The organism is Paraburkholderia sp. IMGN_8, assembly GCF_038050405.1.
Lineage (GTDB): Bacteria > Pseudomonadota > Gammaproteobacteria > Burkholderiales > Burkholderiaceae > Paraburkholderia.
This window is the reverse complement of sequence record NZ_CP150900.1, coordinates 1,493,191-1,514,811: the sequence shown is the minus strand read 5'-3', so window position 1 is coordinate 1,514,811 and position 21,621 is coordinate 1,493,191. Positions and strand designations below refer to the sequence as shown.

The 21,621-nt window shown below is 64.3% G+C and carries 20 protein-coding genes; 5 read left to right on the top strand and 15 right to left on the bottom strand.

Going from position 1 to position 21,621, the window contains the following annotated elements:
- Window positions 1–2 precede the first annotated feature (2 nt).
- The 5 genes from WN982_RS07190 to WN982_RS07170 form a co-directional block, all read right to left on the bottom strand.
- Window positions 3–665, bottom strand: a complete 663-nt coding sequence (locus WN982_RS07190) for a site-2 protease family protein (protein ID WP_341315049.1) — start codon at window positions 663–665, stop codon at window positions 3–5.
- A gap of 47 nt (window positions 666–712) precedes the next feature.
- On the bottom strand, window positions 713–1,348 hold the full coding sequence (locus WN982_RS07185) for an L-threonylcarbamoyladenylate synthase (RefSeq protein ID WP_341315048.1): 636 nt from the start codon (window positions 1,346–1,348) through the stop codon (window positions 713–715).
- A gap of 99 nt (window positions 1,349–1,447) precedes the next feature.
- Window positions 1,448–2,278, bottom strand: coding sequence for a 3',5'-nucleoside bisphosphate phosphatase (locus WN982_RS07180; protein WP_341315047.1), 831 nt, complete (start codon window positions 2,276–2,278; stop codon window positions 1,448–1,450).
- 104 nt (window positions 2,279–2,382) lie between these two features.
- Window positions 2,383–3,267, bottom strand: coding sequence for an alpha/beta hydrolase (locus tag WN982_RS07175; protein ID WP_341315046.1), 885 nt, complete (start codon window positions 3,265–3,267; stop codon window positions 2,383–2,385).
- A gap of 85 nt (window positions 3,268–3,352) precedes the next feature.
- Window positions 3,353–4,225, bottom strand: a complete 873-nt coding sequence (locus WN982_RS07170) for a ferritin-like domain-containing protein (RefSeq protein WP_341315045.1) — start codon at window positions 4,223–4,225, stop codon at window positions 3,353–3,355.
- Between the two features lie 252 nt (window positions 4,226–4,477).
- Here WN982_RS07170 and WN982_RS07165 point away from each other — a divergent pair, with 252 nt between their 5' ends.
- The 3 genes from WN982_RS07165 to WN982_RS07155 all read left to right on the top strand — a co-directional run bounded on the left by WN982_RS07165 (window position 4,478) and on the right by WN982_RS07155 (window position 6,568).
- Window positions 4,478–5,002 carry a gamma carbonic anhydrase family protein gene (locus WN982_RS07165; protein ID WP_341315044.1) on the top strand — a complete coding sequence of 175 codons (525 nt, stop codon included), beginning with the start codon at window positions 4,478–4,480 and terminating at the stop codon, window positions 5,000–5,002.
- Between the two features lie 64 nt (window positions 5,003–5,066).
- Window positions 5,067–6,017 carry an Hsp33 family molecular chaperone HslO gene (gene hslO / locus WN982_RS07160; protein ID WP_341315043.1) on the top strand — a complete coding sequence of 317 codons (951 nt, stop codon included), beginning with the start codon at window positions 5,067–5,069 and terminating at the stop codon, window positions 6,015–6,017.
- 170 nt (window positions 6,018–6,187) lie between these two features.
- Window positions 6,188–6,568, top strand: a complete 381-nt coding sequence (locus tag WN982_RS07155) for a hypothetical protein (RefSeq protein ID WP_341315042.1) — start codon at window positions 6,188–6,190, stop codon at window positions 6,566–6,568.
- Between the two features lie 133 nt (window positions 6,569–6,701).
- On the opposite strand, the gene ftsB is transcribed toward WN982_RS07155, so the two are convergent.
- The 10 genes from ftsB to WN982_RS07105 all read right to left on the bottom strand — a co-directional run bounded on the left by ftsB (window position 6,702) and on the right by WN982_RS07105 (window position 18,567).
- Window positions 6,702–7,133: a cell division protein FtsB gene (gene ftsB, locus WN982_RS07150; protein ID WP_341315041.1), complete on the bottom strand. Its 432-nt coding sequence runs from the start codon at window positions 7,131–7,133 to the stop codon at window positions 6,702–6,704.
- Between the two features lie 108 nt (window positions 7,134–7,241).
- A complete protein-coding gene (gene eno, locus WN982_RS07145; RefSeq protein ID WP_012433549.1) occupies window positions 7,242–8,525 on the bottom strand; it encodes a phosphopyruvate hydratase in 1,284 nt (427 codons plus the stop codon).
- A gap of 249 nt (window positions 8,526–8,774) precedes the next feature.
- Window positions 8,775–9,629 carry a 3-deoxy-8-phosphooctulonate synthase gene (gene kdsA, locus WN982_RS07140; RefSeq protein WP_341315040.1) on the bottom strand — a complete coding sequence of 285 codons (855 nt, stop codon included), beginning with the start codon at window positions 9,627–9,629 and terminating at the stop codon, window positions 8,775–8,777.
- The gene (locus WN982_RS07135; RefSeq protein WP_341315039.1) at window positions 9,626–11,287 is read right to left on the bottom strand and encodes a CTP synthase; all 1,662 of its coding nucleotides are present in this window, start codon (window positions 11,285–11,287) and stop codon (window positions 9,626–9,628) included. Before WN982_RS07135 ends, kdsA begins: the two co-directional genes overlap by 4 nt.
- A gap of 221 nt (window positions 11,288–11,508) precedes the next feature.
- Window positions 11,509–12,312 carry an alpha/beta hydrolase gene (locus tag WN982_RS07130; RefSeq protein ID WP_341315038.1) on the bottom strand — a complete coding sequence of 268 codons (804 nt, stop codon included), beginning with the start codon at window positions 12,310–12,312 and terminating at the stop codon, window positions 11,509–11,511.
- A gap of 121 nt (window positions 12,313–12,433) precedes the next feature.
- Window positions 12,434–15,052 carry a DNA internalization-related competence protein ComEC/Rec2 gene (locus tag WN982_RS07125; RefSeq protein WP_341315037.1) on the bottom strand — a complete coding sequence of 873 codons (2,619 nt, stop codon included), beginning with the start codon at window positions 15,050–15,052 and terminating at the stop codon, window positions 12,434–12,436.
- Window positions 15,053–15,164: 112 nt separating this feature from the next.
- Window positions 15,165–15,953 carry a TatD family hydrolase gene (locus WN982_RS07120; protein ID WP_341315036.1) on the bottom strand — a complete coding sequence of 263 codons (789 nt, stop codon included), beginning with the start codon at window positions 15,951–15,953 and terminating at the stop codon, window positions 15,165–15,167.
- A 59-nt stretch (window positions 15,954–16,012) separates the two neighbouring features.
- Window positions 16,013–16,753 carry a lipoprotein-releasing ABC transporter ATP-binding protein LolD gene (lolD, locus tag WN982_RS07115; RefSeq protein WP_341315035.1) on the bottom strand — a complete coding sequence of 247 codons (741 nt, stop codon included), beginning with the start codon at window positions 16,751–16,753 and terminating at the stop codon, window positions 16,013–16,015.
- Window positions 16,746–17,999 carry a lipoprotein-releasing ABC transporter permease subunit gene (locus tag WN982_RS07110; RefSeq protein WP_341315034.1) on the bottom strand — a complete coding sequence of 418 codons (1,254 nt, stop codon included), beginning with the start codon at window positions 17,997–17,999 and terminating at the stop codon, window positions 16,746–16,748. Before WN982_RS07110 ends, lolD begins: the two co-directional genes overlap by 8 nt.
- A gap of 307 nt (window positions 18,000–18,306) precedes the next feature.
- The gene (locus tag WN982_RS07105; protein WP_341315033.1) at window positions 18,307–18,567 is read right to left on the bottom strand and encodes a hypothetical protein; all 261 of its coding nucleotides are present in this window, start codon (window positions 18,565–18,567) and stop codon (window positions 18,307–18,309) included.
- A gap of 111 nt (window positions 18,568–18,678) precedes the next feature.
- On the opposite strand from WN982_RS07105, the gene WN982_RS07100 reads away from it, so the two are divergent.
- Together WN982_RS07100 and recJ are read left to right on the top strand one after the other, a co-directional pair.
- Complete coding sequence (locus tag WN982_RS07100) at window positions 18,679–19,800, top strand: regulator (protein ID WP_341315032.1); 1,122 nt, start codon at window positions 18,679–18,681, stop codon at window positions 19,798–19,800.
- Between the two features lie 28 nt (window positions 19,801–19,828).
- A complete protein-coding gene (gene recJ, locus WN982_RS07095; RefSeq protein WP_341315031.1) occupies window positions 19,829–21,535 on the top strand; it encodes a single-stranded-DNA-specific exonuclease RecJ in 1,707 nt (568 codons plus the stop codon).
- The last annotated feature ends 86 nt before the right edge of the window (window positions 21,536–21,621 follow it).

The window sequence follows — 21,621 nt, the reverse complement described above, 5'->3', positions numbered from 1 at the left end:
ATTTAGAATAGCGAAACAAGTGGAGTCAGAATTGCGGTGATCGCACCGTAGCCGAGCGTGACGAGCGGGCTCAACCAATAACGCGTCAGCGTGCCCGTCATCACCAGCGCCATGACGATGAAAAAGCCGTACGGTTCGAGGCGCGACAGCGCGATCGACTGCCGCGGCGGCAACAGCGCCATCAGCACGCGGCCGCCGTCGAGCGGCGGCAACGGAAACAGGTTGAGCACGCCGAGCACGAGGTTCACGCCGACACCGGCTGCGGCCATACGCGTGAAGAACGGCTCATCGACGCGCAGCACCGCGAGCGCGACGCCGATCAAGCCCCACACCAGCGCCTGTACGAAATTGCACAGCGGGCCCGCCGCCGCGACCCACAGGCTGCCCCAGCGCGGATTGCGCAGATTGCCGAAGGCGACCGGCACCGGCTTCGCGTAACCGAACATGAACGCGCCGCTGGTCGCGAAGTACAGCAGCAAGGGGATCGCGATCGTGCCGAGCGGATCGATGTGCCGCATCGGATTGATGGAGACACGGCCGAGCACGTACGCGGTATTGTCGCCGAGCCAGCGCGCGACGTAGCCATGCGCGGCTTCGTGCAGCGTGATCGCGAAAATCACCGGCAACGCGTACACCGCAATGGTTTGTATCAGGGAAGAATCCATATCTCTCTATTGTAACAACGTGGTTGCGTGCGTCTGTCCGCTTTCGCTCATGCCGTCTCTTCGAGACCGAATGGCGCGAGCGAACCGCGCCCTGCCCGCACCAGCACCGGCTCGGCGCCGGTCAGATCGATCACGGTCGACGGCTCGCACACGCAGGGGCCGCCGTCGATCACCAGATCGAGCTGCTTTTCGAGGCGCACGCGGATTTCTTCCGGATCGTTCAGCGGCTGGGTTTCGCCCGGCATGATCAGTGTCGAGCCGAGCAGCGGCTGACCGAGCTCTTCGAGAATCGCCAGCGTGATCGCGTGATCGGGCACCCGCAAGCCGATCGTTTTACGCGACGGATGCGACAGGCGCCGCGGCACTTCCCTGGTCGCCTGCAACACGAACACGTAAGGCCCGGGTGTCACCGATTTGATCAGCCGGTACTGGCGGTTATCGACCATCGCGAAGTTCGCCAGCTCCGACAGATCGCGCACCAGCAGCGACAGTAATTGCTTCTCGTCGAGCCCGCGAATCCGCCGCAAACGCTCGACCGCGTCCTTGTCGTCGAGATGACAGGCGATCGCGTAGCTCGAATCGGTCGGCAACGCGACGACGCCACCGTCGTTGATGATCTGTACCGCCTGTTTGACGAGGCGCGGCTGCGGATTATCCGGGTGAAGCCGAAAGTATTGGGACATATGATGACTAACGGTCACTTCAGGGGAGGAATCGGGCGGGCGCACGCGCCCGGGATGACGGCTGCTTCACGTGTCGTGCCGCCGTGGCACGGCGCGCGATCACAGCCAACGTTCCCAGACGGGCTTGAGATCGGAGGGCAGCGGCGGCAGCATGCCGAGTTCGATACGGCCCTCACCGGGCCCGTGAAAATCGGAACCGCGCGACGCCTCGAAGCCGAAACGGCGTGCGACGTCCGCGTATTCGCGATACTGATCCGGCGTGTGGCTGCCCGTCACCACTTCGATCGCCTTGCCGCCCAGATCGATGAATTCGGCGAAAAACGCGTCGAATTCGACTGGCGTGTACGCATACCGGCCCGGGTGCGCGACGATCGCTTCGCCGCCGGCTGCCTTAATCCAGCCGACCGCGTCGGCCAGTTTGGCCCAGCGATGCGGCACGTAGCCGGGCTTGCCATCGCCGAGAAAGCGGGTAAAAACGTCTTGCGTCGAGCTGGCGTAGCCGCTTTCGACCATGAAGCGCGCGAAGTGCGTGCGCGAAATCATGTCCGGGTTGGAAACGTACTTCAGCGCGCCTTGATAGGCATCCGGAATGCCGAGCGTGGCCAGTTGTTCGCCAATCGCTTCGGCCCGCGCGGCGCGGCCGTTGCGCGTGCGCGCGAGGCCGTCGATCAGGATCGCGCTGGTCGGATCGATGCCGAGCCCAACGATGTGCACCGTGCGCGAGGCCCACGTCACCGAAATCTCCACGCCGCTCAGGTAATCCATGCCCAGCGCTTGCGCGGCGCTACGCGCCTCCTGCTGGCCGCCGATTTCATCGTGGTCGGTCAATGCCCACAGCGTCACGCCGCCCGCGTGCGCGCGGCGCGCGACATCGGCCGGCGCGAACTGGCCGTCGGAAACGGTGGAGTGGCAGTGGAGGTCAGCGTTCATCGGTGTTTTGAAAAGGTTCTGAGGCCATTTTACTGCAACGCAGTAAGTGGCCGCAGCGCTATCTCTCGGAGCCGACCTTCTTCCTTAAACTTTTTGTAAAAAACTCAGGCACAAAACCCTTCGATCAAGGCTGCGACCTGCTCCGGCTGGTCGTGGTGCACCATGTGCCCCGCTTCGTCGATGATTTTTTCGCGCCAGTTCGGAAACGCCTGAAAGCGTGCCTTGAATTCGTCGAGCGGAATTTCACCGGCGATCTGCGCGAGCGTCGGCGAATTGGCCGCCTCGACGTGCAACACTTTCGCGCTCACTTTGCGCCATACGGCCATCACTTCGTCGATCCGGTATAGCGTCGGCCCGCGCAGCTTGTGCGCCGGATCGGCGAGCAACATGAAGCGCCCTTCTTCGTCCGGCTTCGACCAATGCTGGGCGAGGAACTGCGCGCGCTGCGGCGCAAGGCGCGGATTGGTCTTGATCAGACGGCCGGCGACCTCGTCGAGCGACGCGTAGCGCTTCAGTTGCGGTGGGTCGCGCAATTCGTCGAGCCAGTTGCGCAGGCGCCTGGGCGCTTGCGCCGAGTGCGACGGCGCGAGACCAAAGCCTTCCAGGTCGACCACGCGCCGCACCCGCTCCGGCCGCACGCCCGCATACAGGCAGACGATGTTCGCGCCCATGCTGTGGCCCACCAGATTGACTTCGCCGGTCGGCGCGTAGTGGTCGAGCAGCGCGTCGAGATCGCCGAGATAGTCCGGAATCCAGTAGTTGCCTCCACCACGCTCGGCCACCGGCCAGTCGGACAAGCCGAAGCCGCGCATGTCAGGCGCAATCACCTGCCAGTCGCCGCCCAACGCATCGACGACGAACTGGAACGACGCCGCCACATCCATCCAGCCGTGCAGCATGAACAACTTCGGCGCGTCCGGATTGCCCCAGCGTCGCACGTGAAGACGGACGCCGCGCACGGCGATGAACTCAGACTGAGAGGTATTCATGAACGACGCGCCTGAAAAAAGAATGGTCGTTCGATTATAACGAGATAGCCGGACGACGCGCTTGGGTGATGTCTGGAAGAACGCCTCAGTCCGCGGTGGGCCGAGCTTGATCCAATCCCGCCAGAGCGACCAGCGCGGCTAACTCGGTTTCGTCGAAACCGGCGTCGCGGCGCGCTTCGAAATTGAACGGACCACGTAATTTCGGTGCGTGATACTGCTCGGCAAGACGCGTGTAGGTCACGTGCGGATCGAGACCACCCTGCTCGCACAGATAGCGAAACCAGCGATTGCCGATCAGCACGTGGCCGATCTCGTCACGCAGGATCACGTCGAGAATCGCCGCGGACGCGTGGTCGCCGGCCTGTTGCAAGCGTGCGCGGATCGGCGGCGAGGCGTCGAGACCGCGCGCTTCGAGCGTGCGCGGCACCAGCGCCATGCGCGCGAGCACGTCGTCTCGAGTGCGCTCGCACATGTCCCAAAGACCGTCGTGTGCGGGGAAATCGCCGTAGGTATGGCCGAATTCCGCAAGCCGCGCGACCAGCAGCGAGAAATGATGCGCCTCTTCGGCCGCGACTTTGAGCCAATCGACGTAGAACGCAGCAGGCATACCGGCAAAGCGCCAGACGGCGTCGAGCGCAAGGTTGATCGCGTTGAATTCGATGTGCGCGAGCGCGTGCAGCAAGACGGCGCGCCCTTCTGGCGATTGCATGCTGCGCCGCCCCAGCTTGCGCGGCTCGACCAACTCGGGCCGCGCGGGACGGCCGGGCAAACCGGATGGCTCTTCGAGTTCGAGGTTTTCAGCGCATCCCAGGCTGCCGTCGAGCACTGCAACATACAGAGCGCGGGCCGCGGCAGCCTTGCTTGCCGGGTCGACTTCGCGCAACGCGACAAGAGCGCCTGTACGCACGCAGTTCGACAGGGACGGTACAAAGGCAACGGACGGAGCAGCGGAAATCATGGCAGGCAGATCGGCAATTGGCACGGCAAAGTGTGCGCTAAGGAAACGGCGAGGACACGGCGGGCACGGCAGCGCGTCGGACAGCCCCGCGGCAACGCCGAGCGACCCAACCACACAAACGTTTACAATACTCGATTCGACTTTCGCGCGCGCCTGTTGTGCCGGCTCGGCAGGCAACCGGCCCCGATTGGACGTTTCCGGTGGCCTCCAGCCCCAGCCAGCGCTCGCGGCGACCGATCAACAGGAGACACTGTGACAATCTACAAGCTTGGCGAAGCCGCCCCGACCATCCATGAAAGCGTGTTCGTCGCGGATTCGGCGAACATTATCGGCAATGTGACGCTCGAGGAAAATTCGAGCGTCTGGTTCGGCGCGACGATTCGTGGCGACAACGAGCCGATTACCATCGGCGCCGGCAGCAACGTCCAGGAAAACGCGGTGCTGCACACCGACCCTGGCTTTCCGCTGACGGTCGAGCCGAACGTGACAATCGGCCACCAGGTCATGCTGCATGGCTGCACCATCAAGGAAGGCTCGCTGATCGGAATTCAGGCGGTGGTCTTGAATGGTGCGGTAGTCGGCCGCAACTGTCTGGTCGGAGCGGGCGCCATCGTCACAGAAGGCAAAGTGTTTCCCGACAATTCGCTGATTCTCGGCGCGCCCGCCAAAGTGGTGCGCGAACTGACCGGGACGGACATCGCCAATATGCAGCGCGGCACGGCGAGCTACGCCGAGCGCCGCGAATATTTCAAGGCGCAGCTTGTGCGCATCGGCTAACCAGCCGTAGCGCACGGCGCGCAAGACGCAGCATCAGGCTGCGTCATTCGACCGAGGAAAAGTTGTGAGCGACCAGTTGCAAAAATTCATGTTCAGCGCGGCGCCGGTGCGCGGAGAAATCGTTTCGCTGCGCAATACGTGGCAGGAAGTGCTGACGCGCCGCGATTACCCCGCGCCCGTGCGGACGATTCTCGGCGAGATGATGGCGGCGTGCGCGCTGCTGTCGGCGAACCTCAAGTTCAACGGCACGCTCATCATGCAGATCTTCGGCGACGGCCCGGCCAAAATGCTGGTGGTGCAGTGCAGTTCCGACCTGTCGATGCGCGCGACCGCCAAGTTTTCCGGCGAAGCGCACAACACGATCGGCGACGACGCCACCATGATCGAACTGGTCAACGCGAGCGGTCACGGCCGTTGCGTGATCACGCTCGATCCGCAGGACAAGCAGCCCGGTCAGCAGCCGTATCAAAGTATCGTGCCGCTGTCAGGCGTGGACGGCCCGCTCAAATCGATGGCCGAAGTGCTCGAGCACTATATGCATCACTCGGAGCAGCTCGACACGCGTTTGTGGCTTGCTGCGAATACCGAGCGCGCGGTCGGCATGCTGCTGCAAAAGCTTCCCGGCGACGGCGGCATCGTCCCGCATCCGGGCGACCTGGACGCGGATACGTGGGAGCGCGTCTGCACGCTCGGCGGCACGCTGTCGCAAGACGAACTGCTGAAGGAGGAGCCCGAAACGGTGTTCCGGCGCCTCTTCTGGCAGGAAAACGTCCAGCACTTCGAACCGGCCAAGGCGCGCTTCGAATGCACCTGTTCGCGTGAAAAAGTCGGCGCCATGCTGAAGATGCTGGGCCGCGACGAAGTGGACGGCGTGATCGAAGAACGCGGTCACGTGGAGATCCATTGCGAATACTGTAACCAACGGTATGAATTCGATCCGGTCGACGTGGCGCAACTTTTTGTCGCCAGCGCGCTCTCACAAGGCGTGACGCCTGCTGCCGACCAGCGGCACTGACCCGCTCAGCGACGCTGGCTCATGACGCCGGTGTTACGGCAGTAAAATACCGCGCCGCCCACTACCTTTTCATGGGCCGGGCGGCGCGGTATCTTTGATCATTGCGTTGGATCATTGGCGATGCGCGCCGCGCATGGTTTGCTTAGGCGTCCGACCGATGGAGATCGAAAATGAACATCCCTACTTCGTTGAAACATTACGCACGCACGTTAGCCGTACTGTCCGCCATCGCAGGCAGCGCCGCGCTGACCGGTTGCGTGATGGACCCACCGGGCCCGTCACCGATTTATAGCCGCCTGCCGGCTGACCAGTCGGGTATCGCCAGCACGGGCCGTCCGCTGACGCCTGAAGAGCGCCAGCGCTATGACGCAATCGATCAGCAAGTATTGTCCGAACAGAATCAGGCAATTGCCGCTGAGAACGCCGCGCAAACGTGGTCGCGTTATTACGCGCCGCCCGTCAGCATGTACGGCAGTTATTACGGCGGCGGTTGGGGACACGGCTGGGGCACCGGGGTCGGCGTCGGTTACGGACCGTACTGGGGCTGGTAACTCGAAGCGGACATATGCGGAGATATATGCCGATACGGCAAGGGGCTGACATACTGGCATGACGGCCCAAACAAAAAGGCGCGGTTTTCACCGCGCCTTTTTTGCGCCCTGAACCCGGCGTACGTAGCAAGGTTTAGTGTGCCGCCTTCTTGTCTTTCGCCACCTTACCGCCGTGCTTGCGATCCGCCTTCGCACGCGACTCTGGATTCGGCACCACGTGAAGCGGCGCGGCCGACATCTCACCGCGCGTCGACGTGGTGACCGAGGGCATATTCGCAGTCGGCAACGGCGCGTTCGGCGACACGAATTGCACGAACACTTCGCTGTCCTTCACCATGCCCATTTCGTAGCGCGCCCGTTCTTCGACAGCGGCCGTGCCGTTCTGCAAATCCTGCACTTCACCTTGGATACGCTCGTTGCGCAGCTTCGCATCGACGTTCTTCTGTTGTTGCTGCGCCAGTTGCTGCTGCAACTCGTGCACGCGCAACCATCCGCCGTGCCCCCACCAGAGCGGGTACTGGATCAGCGCCAGCAGAACGATCAGGACAGCAGTGACAAGCCGCATGAAGTAAGCACAATAAATACACGCCGCCCTGCGCTATACGCAGGGCGGCGAGGTCAATCAGAAACGAAGGTGAACCGGGTCATCGGTCAGCGCTAACAAACCGGCCATTTAGCGCAGATTGTAGAACGCCGACTTGCCCGGGTAGCTGGCGATATCGCCGAGGTCTTCTTCGATACGCAGCAACTGGTTGTACTTCGAGATGCGGTCCGAACGCGACAGCGAACCCGTCTTGATCTGACCGGCGTTCAGGCCGACTGCGATATCCGCAATCGTCGAATCTTCGGTTTCGCCCGAGCGGTGCGAGATCACCGCCGTGTAGCCGGCGCGCTTGGCCATTTCGATCGCGGCGAAGGTTTCCGTCAGCGTGCCGATCTGGTTGATCTTGATCAGGATCGAGTTGGCGATGCCCTTCTCGATGCCTTCCTTCAGAATGCGCGTGTTGGTGACGAACAGGTCGTCGCCCACCAGCTGGACCTTCTTGCCGAGCTTGTCAGTCAGCGTCTTCCAGCCCGCCCAGTCGCTTTCATGCATACCGTCTTCGATCGAGACGATCGGGAACTTGTCTGCCAGGTTCGCCAGGTAGTCTGCGAATTCCGTCGACGACAGTTGCAGGCCTTCGCCTGCCAACTGGTACTTGCCGTCGTGGTAGAACTCGCTCGCTGCGCAGTCGAGCGCCAGCAGCACGTCTTCACCAGCGCGGTAGCCCGCTTTTTCGATGGCTTGCAGGATGGTCGACAGGCATTCGTCGTTGCTGCCGAAGTTCGGTGCGAAGCCGCCTTCGTCGCCCACTGCCGTGCTCATGCCGCGGTCGGAGAGGATCTTCTTCAGCGCGTGGAACACTTCCGCGCCGCAGCGTAGTGCTTCGCGGAAGGTCGGCTGGCTGACCGGCACAATCATGAATTCCTGGATGTCCAGGCTGTTGTTCGCGTGGGCACCGCCGTTGACGATGTTCATCATCGGCACCGGCAGTTGCATCGCGCCCGAGCCGCCGAAGTAGCGGTACAGCGGCAGGCCGGCTTCTTCAGCAGCGGCCTTCGCGACGGCCATCGAAACAGCCAGCATCGCGTTGGCGCCGAGGCGCGACTTGTTGTCCGTGCCGTCGAGTTCCAGCAGGGTCTTGTCGAGGAACGCCTGCTCGGAAGCGTCGAGGCCCATGATCGCTTCGGAGATTTCGGTGTTGATGTGCTCGACGGCCTTCAGCACGCCCTTGCCGCCGTAACGGCCGGTTTCGCCGTCGCGCAGTTCGATCGCTTCGCGCGAACCCGTCGATGCGCCCGACGGCACCGCTGCGCGGCCCATCGTGCCCGACTCGAGCAGCACGTCGCATTCGACGGTGGGGTTGCCTCGCGAATCGAGAATCTCTCGACCGATGATATCTACGATAGCACTCATGGTTTCCTCAAGAAATGACGTTGAATTCTTTACTGTGAAACGGCACCCGGCGCATGTGTCGATCCGGAGTTAGTGCTGCAGCGCTTACTCCGGTCCCATGCAGAGCAGCGGTCTCCCCAGCAGACTACTCGCGCCTTGATGCTTTCGACGGCCATTGCGTGCATTCGCCGCGTGTCGATGATACCGATCGTGCCGATTATGCAAGCCATTCGTGGCCCGGCCTATCGTGACACGCCGCGAACGCCTGAATCAATTGAAATCGCTTTCGAGGAACGGCGCGCGCTTGACGGCCTGATCGAGCGTAACAAGCGTTTCGAGCAGATCGGCCATGCGATGCAGCGGCACCGCGTTCGGGCCGTCCGATTTGGCTTCCGCGGGCTTCGGATGGGTTTCCATGAAGAGACCCGCCACGCCCGTTGCCACGGCCGCGCGTGCCAGCACCGGCACGAATTCGCGCTGACCGCCCGAGCTCGTGCCCTGCCCGCCCGGCAACTGCACCGAGTGGGTCGCGTCGAACACGACCGGCGCGTTGGTTTCGCGCATGATCGCGAGCGAACGCATGTCCGACACGAGGTTGTTATAGCCGAACGACACGCCGCGTTCGCACGCCATGAAGCGGTCTTCCGACAGACCGGCTTCGCGCGCAGCGTCGCGCGCCTTGTCGATCACGTTCTTCATGTCGTGCGGCGCGAGAAACTGGCCTTTCTTGATGTTGACCGGTTTGCCCGAACGCGCACAAGCGTGGATGAAATCCGTTTGACGGCACAGGAAAGCCGGCGTTTGCAGGACGTCGACCACTGACGCGACCTGCTCGATCTCGTGCTCGGCGTGCACGTCGGTGAGCACCGGCAAGCCGAGCTGGCGCTTCACTTCCGACAGGATACGCAAACCTTCGTCCATGCCCAGACCACGAAACGACTTGCCGCTGCTGCGATTGGCCTTGTCGTACGAAGATTTGTAGATGAACGGAATGTTCAGCTTCGCGCAGATTTCCTTGAGCCGGCCGGCCGTGTCGATCGTCATCTGTTCGGATTCGACGACACAGGTGCCTGCGATCAGGAAAAACGGCTTGTCGAGCCCGATTTCGAAATCGCCCAGTTTCATGCTTTCTCCTCGACGCGCGACTGCTGATGCGCGAGCGCCGCTTCGACGAACGACTTGAACAGCGGATGGCCGTCACGCGGCGTGGACGTGAATTCCGGGTGGAACTGCACGCCGACGAACCACGGGTGCATGCTGCGCGGCAATTCCATCATTTCCGGCAGATCTTCACTCGGGGTACGGGCGCTGATGATAAGGCCGCCGGCTTCGAGCTGGGGCACGAAGCGGTTATTGACTTCATAACGGTGACGGTGGCGTTCGTTCACGTCCTTGCCATAGATCTCTTCGGCCATCGTGCCGGGCTTGATCGGGCAGCGTTGCGAACCGAGGCGCATCGTGCCGCCCAGATCCGATTCTTCAGTGCGCTTCTCGACACGGCCTTCGCGGTCGTACCACTCGGTGATCAGCGCGACCACGCGGTTTTCGGTTTCCTGATCGAACTCGGTGCTGTTCGCACCCTTCAGGCCAACCACGTCGCGGGCGAATTCGATCACGGCCAGCTGCATGCCAAGACAGATGCCGAGATACGGCACGTTCGCTTCGCGTGCATAGCGGATCGCGGCGATCTTGCCTTCGGTGCCGCGACGGCCGAAGCCACCCGGCACGAGCACCGCATCCAGATGCTTGAGGCTCTCGACGCCTTGCGTCTCGACCTCTTCCGAATCGATGTATTCGATGTTGACACGGGTCGCCGTGTGCATCGACGCATGGCGCAACGCTTCGATCAGCGACTTGTACGATTCCGTCAGATCCACATACTTGCCGACCATGCCGATCGTGACTTCGTGTTGCGGATTCTCGAGCTTTTCGACGAGGTTCGACCACATCGACAAATCGGCCGCCTTCGGCGTGAGCTTGAGTTCTTCGCAGATGATCGCGTCGAGCCCCTGGTCGTGCAGCATCTGCGGAATCTTGTAGATGCTGTCCGCGTCCCACACGGAAATCACTGCGTCTTCCGGGACGTTCGAGAACATTGAGATCTTCGCGCGTTCGTCGTCCGGAATGCGGCGGTCGGCACGGCACAGCAGCACGTGCGGCGAGATGCCGATTTCACGCAGCTTCTGCACGCTATGCTGGGTAGGCTTGGTTTTCAGTTCGCCGGCGGTGGCGACCCACGGCACCAGCGTGAGGTGCACGAAACATGCGCTGTTGCGGCCCATGCGCAGGCTCATCTGACGCGCGGCTTCGAGGAACGGCAGCGATTCGATGTCGCCCACCGTGCCGCCCACCTCGACGATCGCGACGTCCGGCTCACCGCATGTCGCCGACGCTGCGCCGCGCTCGATGAATGCCTGGATTTCGTTCGTGATGTGCGGGATGACCTGCACCGTCTTGCCGAGATAGTCGCCGCGGCGTTCCTTGCGGATCACCGATTCGTAAATCTGGCCCGTGGTGAAGTTGTTGGCCTTGCGCATCTTCGTGCTGATGAAGCGCTCATAGTGGCCGAGGTCGAGGTCAGTCTCCGCCCCGTCTTCCGTCACGAACACTTCGCCGTGTTGAAACGGGCTCATCGTGCCGGGGTCGACGTTGATGTAGGGATCGAGCTTGAGGAGGGTGACTTTAAGACCGCGCGATTCGAGGATCGCGGCGAGGGAAGCGGCGGCAATACCCTTGCCGAGGGAAGATACTACGCCGCCGGTGACGAAAACATATTTGGTCATCGCTGGATGCTCGCGGGAAAAACGGATTATACCGTAAAGCAGGGTCTCGACCCAGCAAAATACGAGCGACATGCGCACGAATGCATGCCGCTGCGGCGGCGCTCGCCGCGAGCGCATCACGCACCGTTTTTGCGGCAGGACCTGGCGAGCCGCGCCGCCAGCGCCATCGCAGCGGCGCCCCTTATGTGCCAGCGACCGCGCCGTCGAACTGATGCGTGGCGTTAGGCGTGGCGCTCCAACTCGCGCAACATCCGCTGCACCGCGCGCGCGGTTTCGAGCGGCTTTTCCATCGGATACAGATGGCTGCCTTCGATCCATTCCACATGACCGCCGGTCGCGCGGCGGGTTGCGTCGAGTCCGGCCTGGCGGATTTCCTTCGAATGCGTGCCGGCAATAAAACCGACCGGTACCGGCGCGCCACGCGCAAGGCGCGAGCCGAGCGTATGCGGCAAGGTCTTATAGATCTGGTATTCGGTACGCCGGTCGAAGGCCAAAGAACGCGAACCGTCGGGTGAAGTCTGCGGAATGCCGAAGTCGATGTAATCGGACAACATCCGCTCATCCCAGCGAGCAAACGCCGGCTTCGAATGAAAATGCCGCCACGCCTCGTCGCGGCTTGCCCAGTGGGTACGGCGCGCACGCGTAGCCGCCGCCGGCGAGAGCCGCTCGTCGAGTCCGGTCCATTGCGACACGCGCAGCATGCTGCTGCGCCAGCCGGCGATCACCGGCGAATCCAGCATCACCACGCCCCTCACCCACTGCGGCTTTTTCAGCGCGGCCATCAACGACAGGTAACCACCGAGCGAATGGCCGACCAGCCACACCGGCTGCTCGTACGAACGGCCGACGTCGTCGAGCAACTGCTCGACCAGATGCGGCCAGTCCTGGGTGACCGGATACCGCGCGTCGTGACCGATGCGCTCGATGGAACGCAGTTCGTAGTCGTCCGCGAGTTCGGCGAAGATGGTCCGGTACGTCGACGCGGGAAAACCGTTCGCATGCGAGAAGTGGATGATGTTTTTCAACTGCGGCTATCTCCATTCTGATTTGCGTGCAGGCTGCCGGCCCGGCGGCGCGCTTTTTACCTGCTTCTTATTTGTCTCTTGTCTATCCGCTCAACAATCCTGGACAACCCTCGGCAGTCCGTCAGCGATCCATCCAGTAGCGGCGCTGCGTGTCGCGATAGCGCTCGAGCGTGAGCGCAGCCCCATTCAGGTCCGGGGCGGCGTCCGGGTTGACGTCAACCCGCACCGCGCCGTCCGTATCGCTACGCGCGAGTTCGATATGCCGCGCCGTGTAACGCTCGAACACCCCCGCGTTCGGATGATGAAAACGGTTGCGATAGCCTACCTGAAATAGCGCGACCAGCGGGTCGATAGAGTCGAGGAACGGTTCGGTCGACGAGGTCTTGCTGCCGTGATGCGGCACAACGAGCACCTGCGCGCGCAACGCGGCGCGATCGCGCGCAAGCAGCGTGCGTTCGGCCGGCGCTTCAATGTCCGCCGTCAGCAAGGCGCTCATGCGGGGTGCATCTGCTCGAACATCCGCGGCTGACGCAAGCGCGGCGGGCGGCAAGGTGCTCACGCGCAATACGCAGCAATGCGCGTTCGGTTTGCCTTGCAGCGGCCCGGCATCCGGCCAGAGCATCTCGAACCCGACGCCGTCCCACTGCCAGCGCTGCCCCGCCGCGCAGGGCAGCGTATCCGCACCGCGTTGCCTTGCACTACGCCATAACGCGTTCGCCGGCGCCAATGCCGCCACCATTTGACGTACCTCGATCGCGTCCAGCACCGCGGGCGCGCCGCCCGAATGGTCGGAATCGGCGTGGCTAATAATGAGCGTATCGAGTGCCGTGACGCCGTGCGCCTGTAAAAACGGCACGACGACGCGCTCGCCCGCATGCGTCGATTCCGGGCCCGGTCCTGCATCGAACAGCAGCGCGTGATGCGCCGTCTCGACCAGCACCGACGTGCCCTGGCCGACATCCAGCGCGGTCAGCCGGAAACTGCCGTGCGGCGGCCCGGGCGGCGCCGGCATCAGCAAAGGCAGCCAGGTCAGCGGCGCGGCCCAGCGCAGCGGCCAGCCGCGCGGCGCGAGACACCAGAGCACACCGACCACCGCCGCGGCGAGCGCCCACGCATGCGGCTGCGGCAAACGCCAGAGCGTCCATGCGGGACCCGAGAGCATCCGCAAGCCCGCGGCCAGCAGTTCGAGCAAGGCATGCGCTGTCTGGAACGCGTAGGCATCGAACGGCGCGGGCAGCGCGACGCCGGCCAACACGGCCGGCGTGACCAGCAGGCTCACCCATGGAATCGCGAAGGCGTTGGCGAGCGGACCGATCAGCGGAATCTGCGCGAACCAGTAGACGGTGAGCGGCGCGAGCGCGATCGTCACCGCGAACTGCACGTGCGCGGCACTGCGCAAGCGTTCGACAAAGGCGCGTACACGACGGCGCAAAGCGGACCGCAGGCGCATGAAGCGGGACGACTCGCCGTCCTCGCCGTCTTCCTCGCGATGCTGTGCATGGTCCTGCACGCGGGGCCGTCCTGACATCGCGAACAGAATCGCCGCCACCGCGCAGAACGACAGCCAGAATCCCGCCGACACGACCGCCCAGGGATCGATCAGCAATACGAGCCCCAGCGCCCACGCAAGCACGGCGGATCGCGCGATATTGCGCCCGCTGATAAACGCAAGCGCGACCACACCCGCCATCCACAGCGCCCTCTGCGCCGGCACGTTGAAACCGGCCAGCGCAGCGTGCACGCCGGCAAACAACGCGCCGCCCGTCACCGCAACGACCTGCGCGGGCAACCGCAACGGCCAGTTGCTGCCGAAGAACCCGGAGCGCCGCCACACTGCCCCGGCGAGCCAACCCGCAAGTCCCGCGACAAAGCCGATATGCAACCCCGAAATCGCCACCAGATGACTCGTGCCCGTGCCGCGCATCAGCAGCCAGTCCGCCGCGCTGACTTCATCCTGCGCGCCGATCGCCAGCGCCACTACGATCCCGCGATGCGGCGCGTCGGCGAGCACCCTGTCGATGCGTGCGCGCAGCGCGGCGCGCCAGCGATCGAAGACGACGCCCACGCCGCGCGCGTTGCCCGGCAAGCGCACTGCCGTAGCGGGCGCGCTGACATAACCGGTGGCGCGTACATTGCGCGCGAGCAGGCTTGCTTCGGCATCGCGGACGCCGAAGTTCGCATTGCCGTGCGGCCGCTTGAGCCGCACCGTCAATTGCCAGCGAGCGCCAGGCTCCAACAACGGCGCCGGCGCATCCCGGGCAATCCACGACAGTTGAATCACACGCGGAAAGGCGGCTATCGGCGCGTCGGCCGACTCGACCTCGAACAGAAAACGCGCGCCCTTATCGTCGCGCGCCGGCAGGCCCTTGATGCTGCCGACGACGTCGATATCGCGCCCCTCCCATGCGCTCGGCATGCTCACGGCGAGCCGCGCTTCCGCGCGCCAGGCCGCGTAGCCGAAACCCGCGCAAATGGCCGCAATCCACACCGCGCTCCAGCCGATCCGTGAGCGCGTATGCGCGCTGAAAGTTGCGCTGAGCCAGACCCAACGATCGAGCCAATCCGGAATCGAGCCGCCGCCCGCCGTCACGGAACGAGCACCGCGCAACGCCCACACCGCCGCACCGCCCGCCATGCATGCGAGCAGAACCAACGCGCTCCAGCCGCCCCAACCCGGCAATGCCGCCTGCCGCTGCAAACCGACCACACCCAACGCAAACCCACACCACCATGCCCGCATTCGCCCTCCGCCCGACCGGCGCCGGACGACGCAACGCTCACCGCGCAGGCAGCCGCAAGCCCGCCGGGCGCGTGTTCCGCCCGACGCGAACCACTTGAACCATCAAGCCTGATTATGCAGAGGAAAGAGCGAGCCGCGGCAGCGCGGCGAGCGCGTTAGCCGTTGTGCCTAGGGCGGCTTCTTCCGCGGCGATGCCGCGCAGTTGTGCGAGGCCCGCGCCGATGGCCGGAATCTGATCCGGCGTGTTGCGCTGCCTGTACATCCAGGAAGGCGCGATATCCGGAGCGTCGGTCTCGACGACCAGCGCGTCGAACGGCAATTGCTCGGCGAGGCGCCGGATTTGCCGCGCCCGTTCGAAGGTCAGATTGCCGCCGAAGCCCAGATGCATGCCCTGATCGATATACGCCTGAGCTTGCTGAAAGCTGCCGTTGAATGCGTGCGCGATGCCACGATGAATCTGGTGCCGGCGCAGCCCCTTGATCACCTGATCCTGCGATTTGCGCACGTGGCAAATCACCGGCAGATCGAATTCGCGAGCGAGTTGCAGCTGACCGTTATAGAAGAACTGCTGACGCGCATCGTCGAGACCTTGCACGAAGTAATCCAGCCCGATCTCGCCAATGCCGACGAACAGCGGATCGTCGAGGCTCGCCTCGATCTCCATGCGCAGCAGTTCAAGATCGCTCTCCTGCGCGCCCGGCGTGTAGAGCGGGTGGATGCCGAGCGCATACGCACCGCCGTCGGTCCGGTGCGCCAGTTCACGCACCGCCGTGAAGTTCTCACGACCGATCGCGGGAATCACGATGCGCCCCACTCCCGCGCGACGCGCCGCCGCCGCAACCGCGTCGCGGTCGGCGTCGAATTCCGCAGCGTCGAGATGGCAGTGCGTATCGATCCACATGGCGCGCCTTGTTAGCGGCAGGGTTTCGCTTGGGGTGTCGTTTGAGTTTCGCGCGGCGATTACACCGGCACCGGCGGCTCTTCGTGAAGCACGCCGTCGCGCAACCGCATGATGCGGTCGCAGCGGCCGGCCAGTTCCGGATCGTGCGTGACGATCACGAAGCTGGTTTCAAGCGTATGCGACAGTTCGAGCATCAGGTTGAACACGGTGTCGGCGGTGCCGCCGTCGAGGTTGCCGGTCGGTTCGTCGGCCAGCACGCAAGCCGGTTTCGTGACGAGTGCCCGGGCGATCGCCACACGCTGACGTTCGCCGCCGGACAACTCACCGGGACGATGCTTCGCCCGATGCCCCATGCCAACGCGCTCCAACACCTCGAGCGCCTGGCGCCGCGCGGCTTCGGTCGTCATGCGGCGAATCCGCAGCGGCATCGCGACGTTGTCGAGCGCGGAAAACTCCGGCAGCAGATGGTGGAACTGATACACGAAACCGAGCGCGCGATTGCGCAAATCGTTGCGCTCGCGCTCGGAGAGCTTCGTAAAGGGCTTGCCCATCACGGATACCTGGCCCGCGCTCGGATCGTCGAGGCCGCCGAGCACGTGCAGCAGCGTGCTCTTGCCGGAACCCGACGCGCCGACGATCGCCAGCTTTTCCCCGCGCCGCACGCTCAGTTGCGTGTTGTTGAGCACCTGCACATTGAGGCCGCCCTGCACGAACGACTTCGAAATGCCGGTCGCTTCCAGCACGTAGGGATGCAGCGTCGTCTCGTTGGACATATTCAAGGTAGCGGAACGGTCATTCATAGCGCAGCGCCTCCGCAGGGCGGACCTTCGCACCGCGCCAGCTCGGATACAGCGTCGCAAGAGCCGACATCGCGAACGCGATGACGCCGATTCGCACGACGTCCGAGGGAACCAGTTCGGACGGCAGTTCGCTGATGAAATACACCGACGGCGGCAGGAACTGCACACCGAGCAGATGCTCGATCATCGGCACGAGCCACGGAATGCTCCACGCGATCAGGCAGCCGAGCGCGACGCCGGTCGCCGTGCCGATAAAGCCGATCGTCACGCCCTGCACGACGAAAATCTTCATGATCGAGCCAGGCTGCGCGCCGAGCGTGCGCAGAATCGCGATATCGGCCTGCTTGTTGGTCACCGTCATCACCAGCGACGAGACCAGATTGAACGCCGCCACCGCAATGATCAGCGTCAGGATGATGAACATCATGCGTTTTTCGATCTGCACCGCCGAGAACCAGGTCTTGTTCTGCTGGGTCCAGTCGCGGATATACAAATCGCCGGACAAGCTACGCGCCAGCTGATGCGCCACCTCCGGCGCCCGCTGCATGTCCGTCAGGCGCAAGCGCACGCCGGTCGGCGCGGGCAGCCGGAACAGCGCCTGCGCGTCCTTGATGTTGATCAGCGCAAGCGTGCTGTCGTACTCGTAATGCCCCGACTCGAAGACGCCCACCACGGTGAACTGCTTCAGCCGCGGCAGCATGCCGGCCGGCGTGATGGTGCCCTCGGGCGCGACGAGCGTGATCTTGTCGCTGACTGTCACGCCGAGGTTGGTGGCGAGGTCCGCGCCGAGCACGATGCCGAACTCGCCCGGCACGAGGTCGGTCAGCTTGCCGCCCTTCATTTCGCGACCGATGTCGGACACCTGTGGCTCGAGCGTCGGCTCGACGCCGCGCAGCGCCACGCCGCTCACGGCGTCCTGGCGCGTGAGCAACGCCTGCGCTTCGACATACGGCGCCGCACCGATCACTTCCTTGTTCTGGCGGGCTTCCTGGGCCGTCAACTGCCAGTTGGGCATCGAACCGGTCGGCGAAAACACTTCGACGTGCGCCAGCACCGACAGCATCCGATCACGCACCTCTTTCTGGAAGCCGTTCATCACCGACAACACGACGATCAGCGCCGCGACGCCGAGCGCGATGCCCGACATCGACACCAACGCGATGAACGAAATGAAGCCGTTGCCGGTCGTGCGTTTGCCGGCGCGGGTGTAGCGCCAGCCTATCTGCCATTCGTAGGGAAATTTCAAGCGAATCCTTTTCTGCGTTCTTCGGCTTCGTGCTGCACATGGAAGCGGCTGGCCGCATAAGCGGCATCGGTCATGCGGCCCGAGCGTCGTGATCGTTGGTGTCGCGGCGGCGCCGATGGTTCCGGCATGACGTTCCGGCGCCCTCAGCAAAGCCCGCGCCACTGATGCAGCCGCCCCACCGGCGCTGCCGCCGTCAATCAAGCGCGAAGTTTGCCATACAATGCCGCGGACTCGCGCAAAGGCCTTTCGTGCGGGGCTCGCAGCGGCACCGGAGACGCCCGGCGGACGGACCGGCGGACGCTCCCGCTTAACGCAGGTTATAGCGGCTGCGCAGATCGTTGATGATGCGCGCCGCCGCGCTGGTGGCGGCTTCGCGCACGTCTGCGTCTTTGCGGTCGCGATGCAGGTGGGTGATATCCCAATTGCAGCCTTCCTCGTCTTCGACGGTCTCGTGGAACCCGGTCGGAATCCAGCCGGCGGTCTCCGGGTTGGCGTCGAGCGCTTTCACGACAAGCGCAAGCAGTTCCTGCTCGGTTTTCAGTTCACGCGGCATGTCGGATGTCTCCATCGTCATGTGCGCGGTGCCGCCGCGCGCGGCTCTTGCTGCTATCGGCGGGGCTGGGTGCGGTGCCCCGGAATCCGTCGATATGGTCGGAATACTCGCACTCTTTGCCCTACAATGCGCAGCATCATGCACGTCAACCGCCTTCATCTTCTTCTACCCTTCGCGCTGCCCGCCGCAGCCGACGCCTCCACCGCACTGCACGACATCCAGAGTCCGGCCCTCGACCGGCTGATCGCCCGCGCGACGCTGGTCGAACGGGTGGTCGGCGAGGATTTTCAGCGCACGCTGCCGCACGAACGCTGGGTGGCGCGCCAGTTCGGCACGCTGCCGGGCGGCGCCGCGGCCGCCGACGAAGCCCCGCTCGCTCCGTACATGCTGCGCGCGGACGGCGGCGAACCCGGCAACGCGACGTGGGCCTGCGTGCAGCCGGTGCATGTGCGCATTGCGCATGACCATCTGGTGCTGATCGATCCGGCCTCGCTCGAATTATCGGACGACGAGGCCGCCGCGCTGCTGGCGGTCGCCCGGCCGTTGATCGAGGAACTCGGCGTGCGCATCGAAGCGCCCAAGCCCGCGCGCTGGTACTTGTCGGGCGAAGGCTTCGGCACGCTGGCGGGCGCCTCGCCGCTGCGCGCGAGCGGCCGCAACATCGAAATCTGGCTGCCGCACGAAGCGCATTCCGGCGAGCGTTCGCGCGCATGGATGAAGCTGCAAAACGAAGTGCAAATGGCGTGGTTCGAGCATCCGGTCAACGAAGCGCGCGAGGCGCGCGGCTTGCCGGCGGTCAACTCGATCTGGTTTCACGCCCAAGGCGCGGCGCAACCGGTGACGAGCCCGTTCGCCCGGGTGTTCTCCGACGCGGCGGCCACGCGCGGCCTCGCGCTGACTGCAGGCGTCGAGACCGGCGCGCCGCCTGCATCGTTCGGGGCACTGCCTGCCGCTTCTGACGGCGCGAACGCACACGCAAATAGAAGCGCCGGCGGCGTCACGCTGGTCGAACTCGATCCGTTCTCCGCGCCCTACATCGAGCAGGACTGGGCGCGCTGGAACGACGCCTTCGCCGCGTTGCAAACGGACTGGTTCGAACCGGCACTGGAAGCGTTGCAAGCGGGCCGGCTCGGCGAACTCGGCCTGACGCTGTGCGGCGACACCGGCTCGGTGACGCTGTCGGTCACGCGCGGCGATCTGCGTAAATTCTGGCGGCGGCGCGTGCTCGCCTCGCTTTTCATCGAATGATTTACCGCCTGTTCAACGGCCTTTCCGAATGACTCGAATCGTTACGCGCGCCTGCTCTCCGGTCGACGCCGAAGTCCTCACCCGCCACGGCCTGCATCCGGTGCTCGCGCGTCTGTACGCATCACGCGGCGTGTGCATGCCCGATGAAATCGAAACCGGCCTCGCCCGGCTCGTGCCGCCCGCCGGGCTCAAAGGCTGCGAAGACGCCGCCGCGCTGCTCGCCGACGCGATTCAGGGCAAGCGCCGCATGCTGGTCGTGGCCGACTACGACTGCGACGGCGCCACCGCCTGCGCGGTCGCGGTGCGCGGCCTGCGGATGTTCGGCGCACAGATCGAGTACCTCGTGCCGAACCGCTTCGAGTACGGCTATGGTTTGACACCCGAGATCGTCGCGCTGGCCGCGCGCAGTGCGTCCAGCAAGCCGGAACTGCTGATCACGGTGGATAACGGCATCGCCAGCGTCGACGGTGTGGAAGCGGCCAACGCGCTCGGCATCGACGTGCTGGTGACCGATCACCACTTGCCCGGCGACGAGCTCCCCGCCGCCCGTGCGATCGTCAACCCGAATCAGCCGGGCTGCACGTTTCCGAGCAAATGCATCGCGGGCGTCGGCGTGATGTTTTATGTGCTGCTGGCGTTGCGCGCGGAATTGCGCCGCCGCGGCGCCTTCAACGACGCATTTCCCGAACCGCGCCTCGACGGCCTGCTCGATCTGGTCGCGCTCGGCACGGTCGCCGATGTGGTCAAGCTCGACGGCAACAATCGCGTGCTGGTTGCGCAAGGCTTGCAGCGGATTCGCAAAGGCAAGATGCAGCCGGGCATCGCCGCCCTCTTTCGCGCTGCTGCGCGCGACGCGCGCAGCGCGTCGGGCTTCGACCTCGGTTTTGCGCTCGGCCCGCGGCTCAATGCGGCTGGGCGCCTGTCGGACATGTCGCTCGGCATCGAATGCCTGACCACCGACGACATCGGCCGCGCGTGGGAACTCGCGCAGCAACTCGACACGATGAACCGTGAGCGCCGCGAGATCGAAGCCGGCATGCAGCAGCAGGCGCTCGAGGACCTCTCGGCGATCAATCCCGACGGCGCGACCACCATTACGCTGTTCAATCCGGGCTGGCACCAGGGCGTGATCGGCATCGTCGCCGGACGGCTGAAGGAAAAATTCCACCGGCCGTCGTTCACCTTCGCGCTCGCCGACGACAGCGGCCAGTTGGTCAAAGGCTCGGGCCGCTCGATCGCAGGCTTCCATCTGCGCGACGCGCTCGACCTGATTTCCAAACGTGAGCCTGGGCTGATCGTCAAATTCGGCGGCCACGCGATGGCGGCGGGCCTCACCATCGCCGCCGCCGACGTGCCGCGCTTTACTGCCGCGTTCGAAGCGGTCGGCCGCGAATGGCTCTCTGACGACGCGCTCGCGCGCACCGTCGAAACGGACGGCGAACTCGAAGACGCGTACTTCACACCGCAATTCGTCGAAATGCTCGACGCCGCCGTCTGGGGCCAGGGCTTCCCGGCGCCGGTATTTTCCGGCGAATTCGATATCGCGTCACAGGCGCTGGTCAAGGACAAGCATCTGAAGCTGCAACTGGTGCGCGGCCGACAGCGCTTCAACGCGATCTGGTTCAACCATACCGACACGCTGCCCGCACGCACCACCGTCGCTTACCGGCTCGCGAGCGACACGTGGAACGGCGTGTCGCGAGTGCAATTGATCGTAGAACACGCGGTGGGCTAGACGCCGTTCAAGACGCTCAAAAGCGTCGAAAATCACCGCAAAATCAGTCCTGAACACGCGCCGGATCGCTCACAAGACTCCGGCGC

What these genes read in the sequence shown, in the direction of transcription:
- WN982_RS07105 (WP_341315033.1), bottom strand. Translation starts at nt 18,567, where the DNA reads ATGGAGACATCCGACATGCCGCGTGAACTGAAAACCGAGCAGGAACTG.
- WN982_RS07180 (WP_341315047.1), bottom strand. Translation starts at nt 2,278, where the DNA reads ATGAACGCTGACCTCCACTGCCACTCCACCGTTTCCGACGGCCAGTTC.
- kdsA (WP_341315040.1), bottom strand. Translation starts at nt 9,629, where the DNA reads ATGAAACTGGGCGATTTCGAAATCGGGCTCGACAAGCCGTTTTTCCTG.
- lolD (WP_341315035.1), bottom strand. Translation starts at nt 16,753, where the DNA reads ATGAATGACCGTTCCGCTACCTTGAATATGTCCAACGAGACGACGCTG.
- WN982_RS07185 (WP_341315048.1), bottom strand. Translation starts at nt 1,348, where the DNA reads ATGTCCCAATACTTTCGGCTTCACCCGGATAATCCGCAGCCGCGCCTC.
- WN982_RS07100 (WP_341315032.1), top strand. Translation starts at nt 18,679, where the DNA reads ATGCGCAGCATCATGCACGTCAACCGCCTTCATCTTCTTCTACCCTTC.
- recJ (WP_341315031.1), top strand. Translation starts at nt 19,829, where the DNA reads ATGACTCGAATCGTTACGCGCGCCTGCTCTCCGGTCGACGCCGAAGTC.
- WN982_RS07125 (WP_341315037.1), bottom strand. Translation starts at nt 15,052, where the DNA reads ATGCGGGCATGGTGGTGTGGGTTTGCGTTGGGTGTGGTCGGTTTGCAG.
- eno (WP_012433549.1), bottom strand. Translation starts at nt 8,525, where the DNA reads ATGAGTGCTATCGTAGATATCATCGGTCGAGAGATTCTCGATTCGCGA.
- ftsB (WP_341315041.1), bottom strand. Translation starts at nt 7,133, where the DNA reads ATGCGGCTTGTCACTGCTGTCCTGATCGTTCTGCTGGCGCTGATCCAG.
- WN982_RS07120 (WP_341315036.1), bottom strand. Translation starts at nt 15,953, where the DNA reads ATGTGGATCGATACGCACTGCCATCTCGACGCTGCGGAATTCGACGCC.
- WN982_RS07175 (WP_341315046.1), bottom strand. Translation starts at nt 3,267, where the DNA reads ATGAATACCTCTCAGTCTGAGTTCATCGCCGTGCGCGGCGTCCGTCTT.
- WN982_RS07135 (WP_341315039.1), bottom strand. Translation starts at nt 11,287, where the DNA reads ATGACCAAATATGTTTTCGTCACCGGCGGCGTAGTATCTTCCCTCGGC.
- WN982_RS07155 (WP_341315042.1), top strand. Translation starts at nt 6,188, where the DNA reads ATGAACATCCCTACTTCGTTGAAACATTACGCACGCACGTTAGCCGTA.
- WN982_RS07190 (WP_341315049.1), bottom strand. Translation starts at nt 665, where the DNA reads ATGGATTCTTCCCTGATACAAACCATTGCGGTGTACGCGTTGCCGGTG.
- WN982_RS07170 (WP_341315045.1), bottom strand. Translation starts at nt 4,225, where the DNA reads ATGATTTCCGCTGCTCCGTCCGTTGCCTTTGTACCGTCCCTGTCGAAC.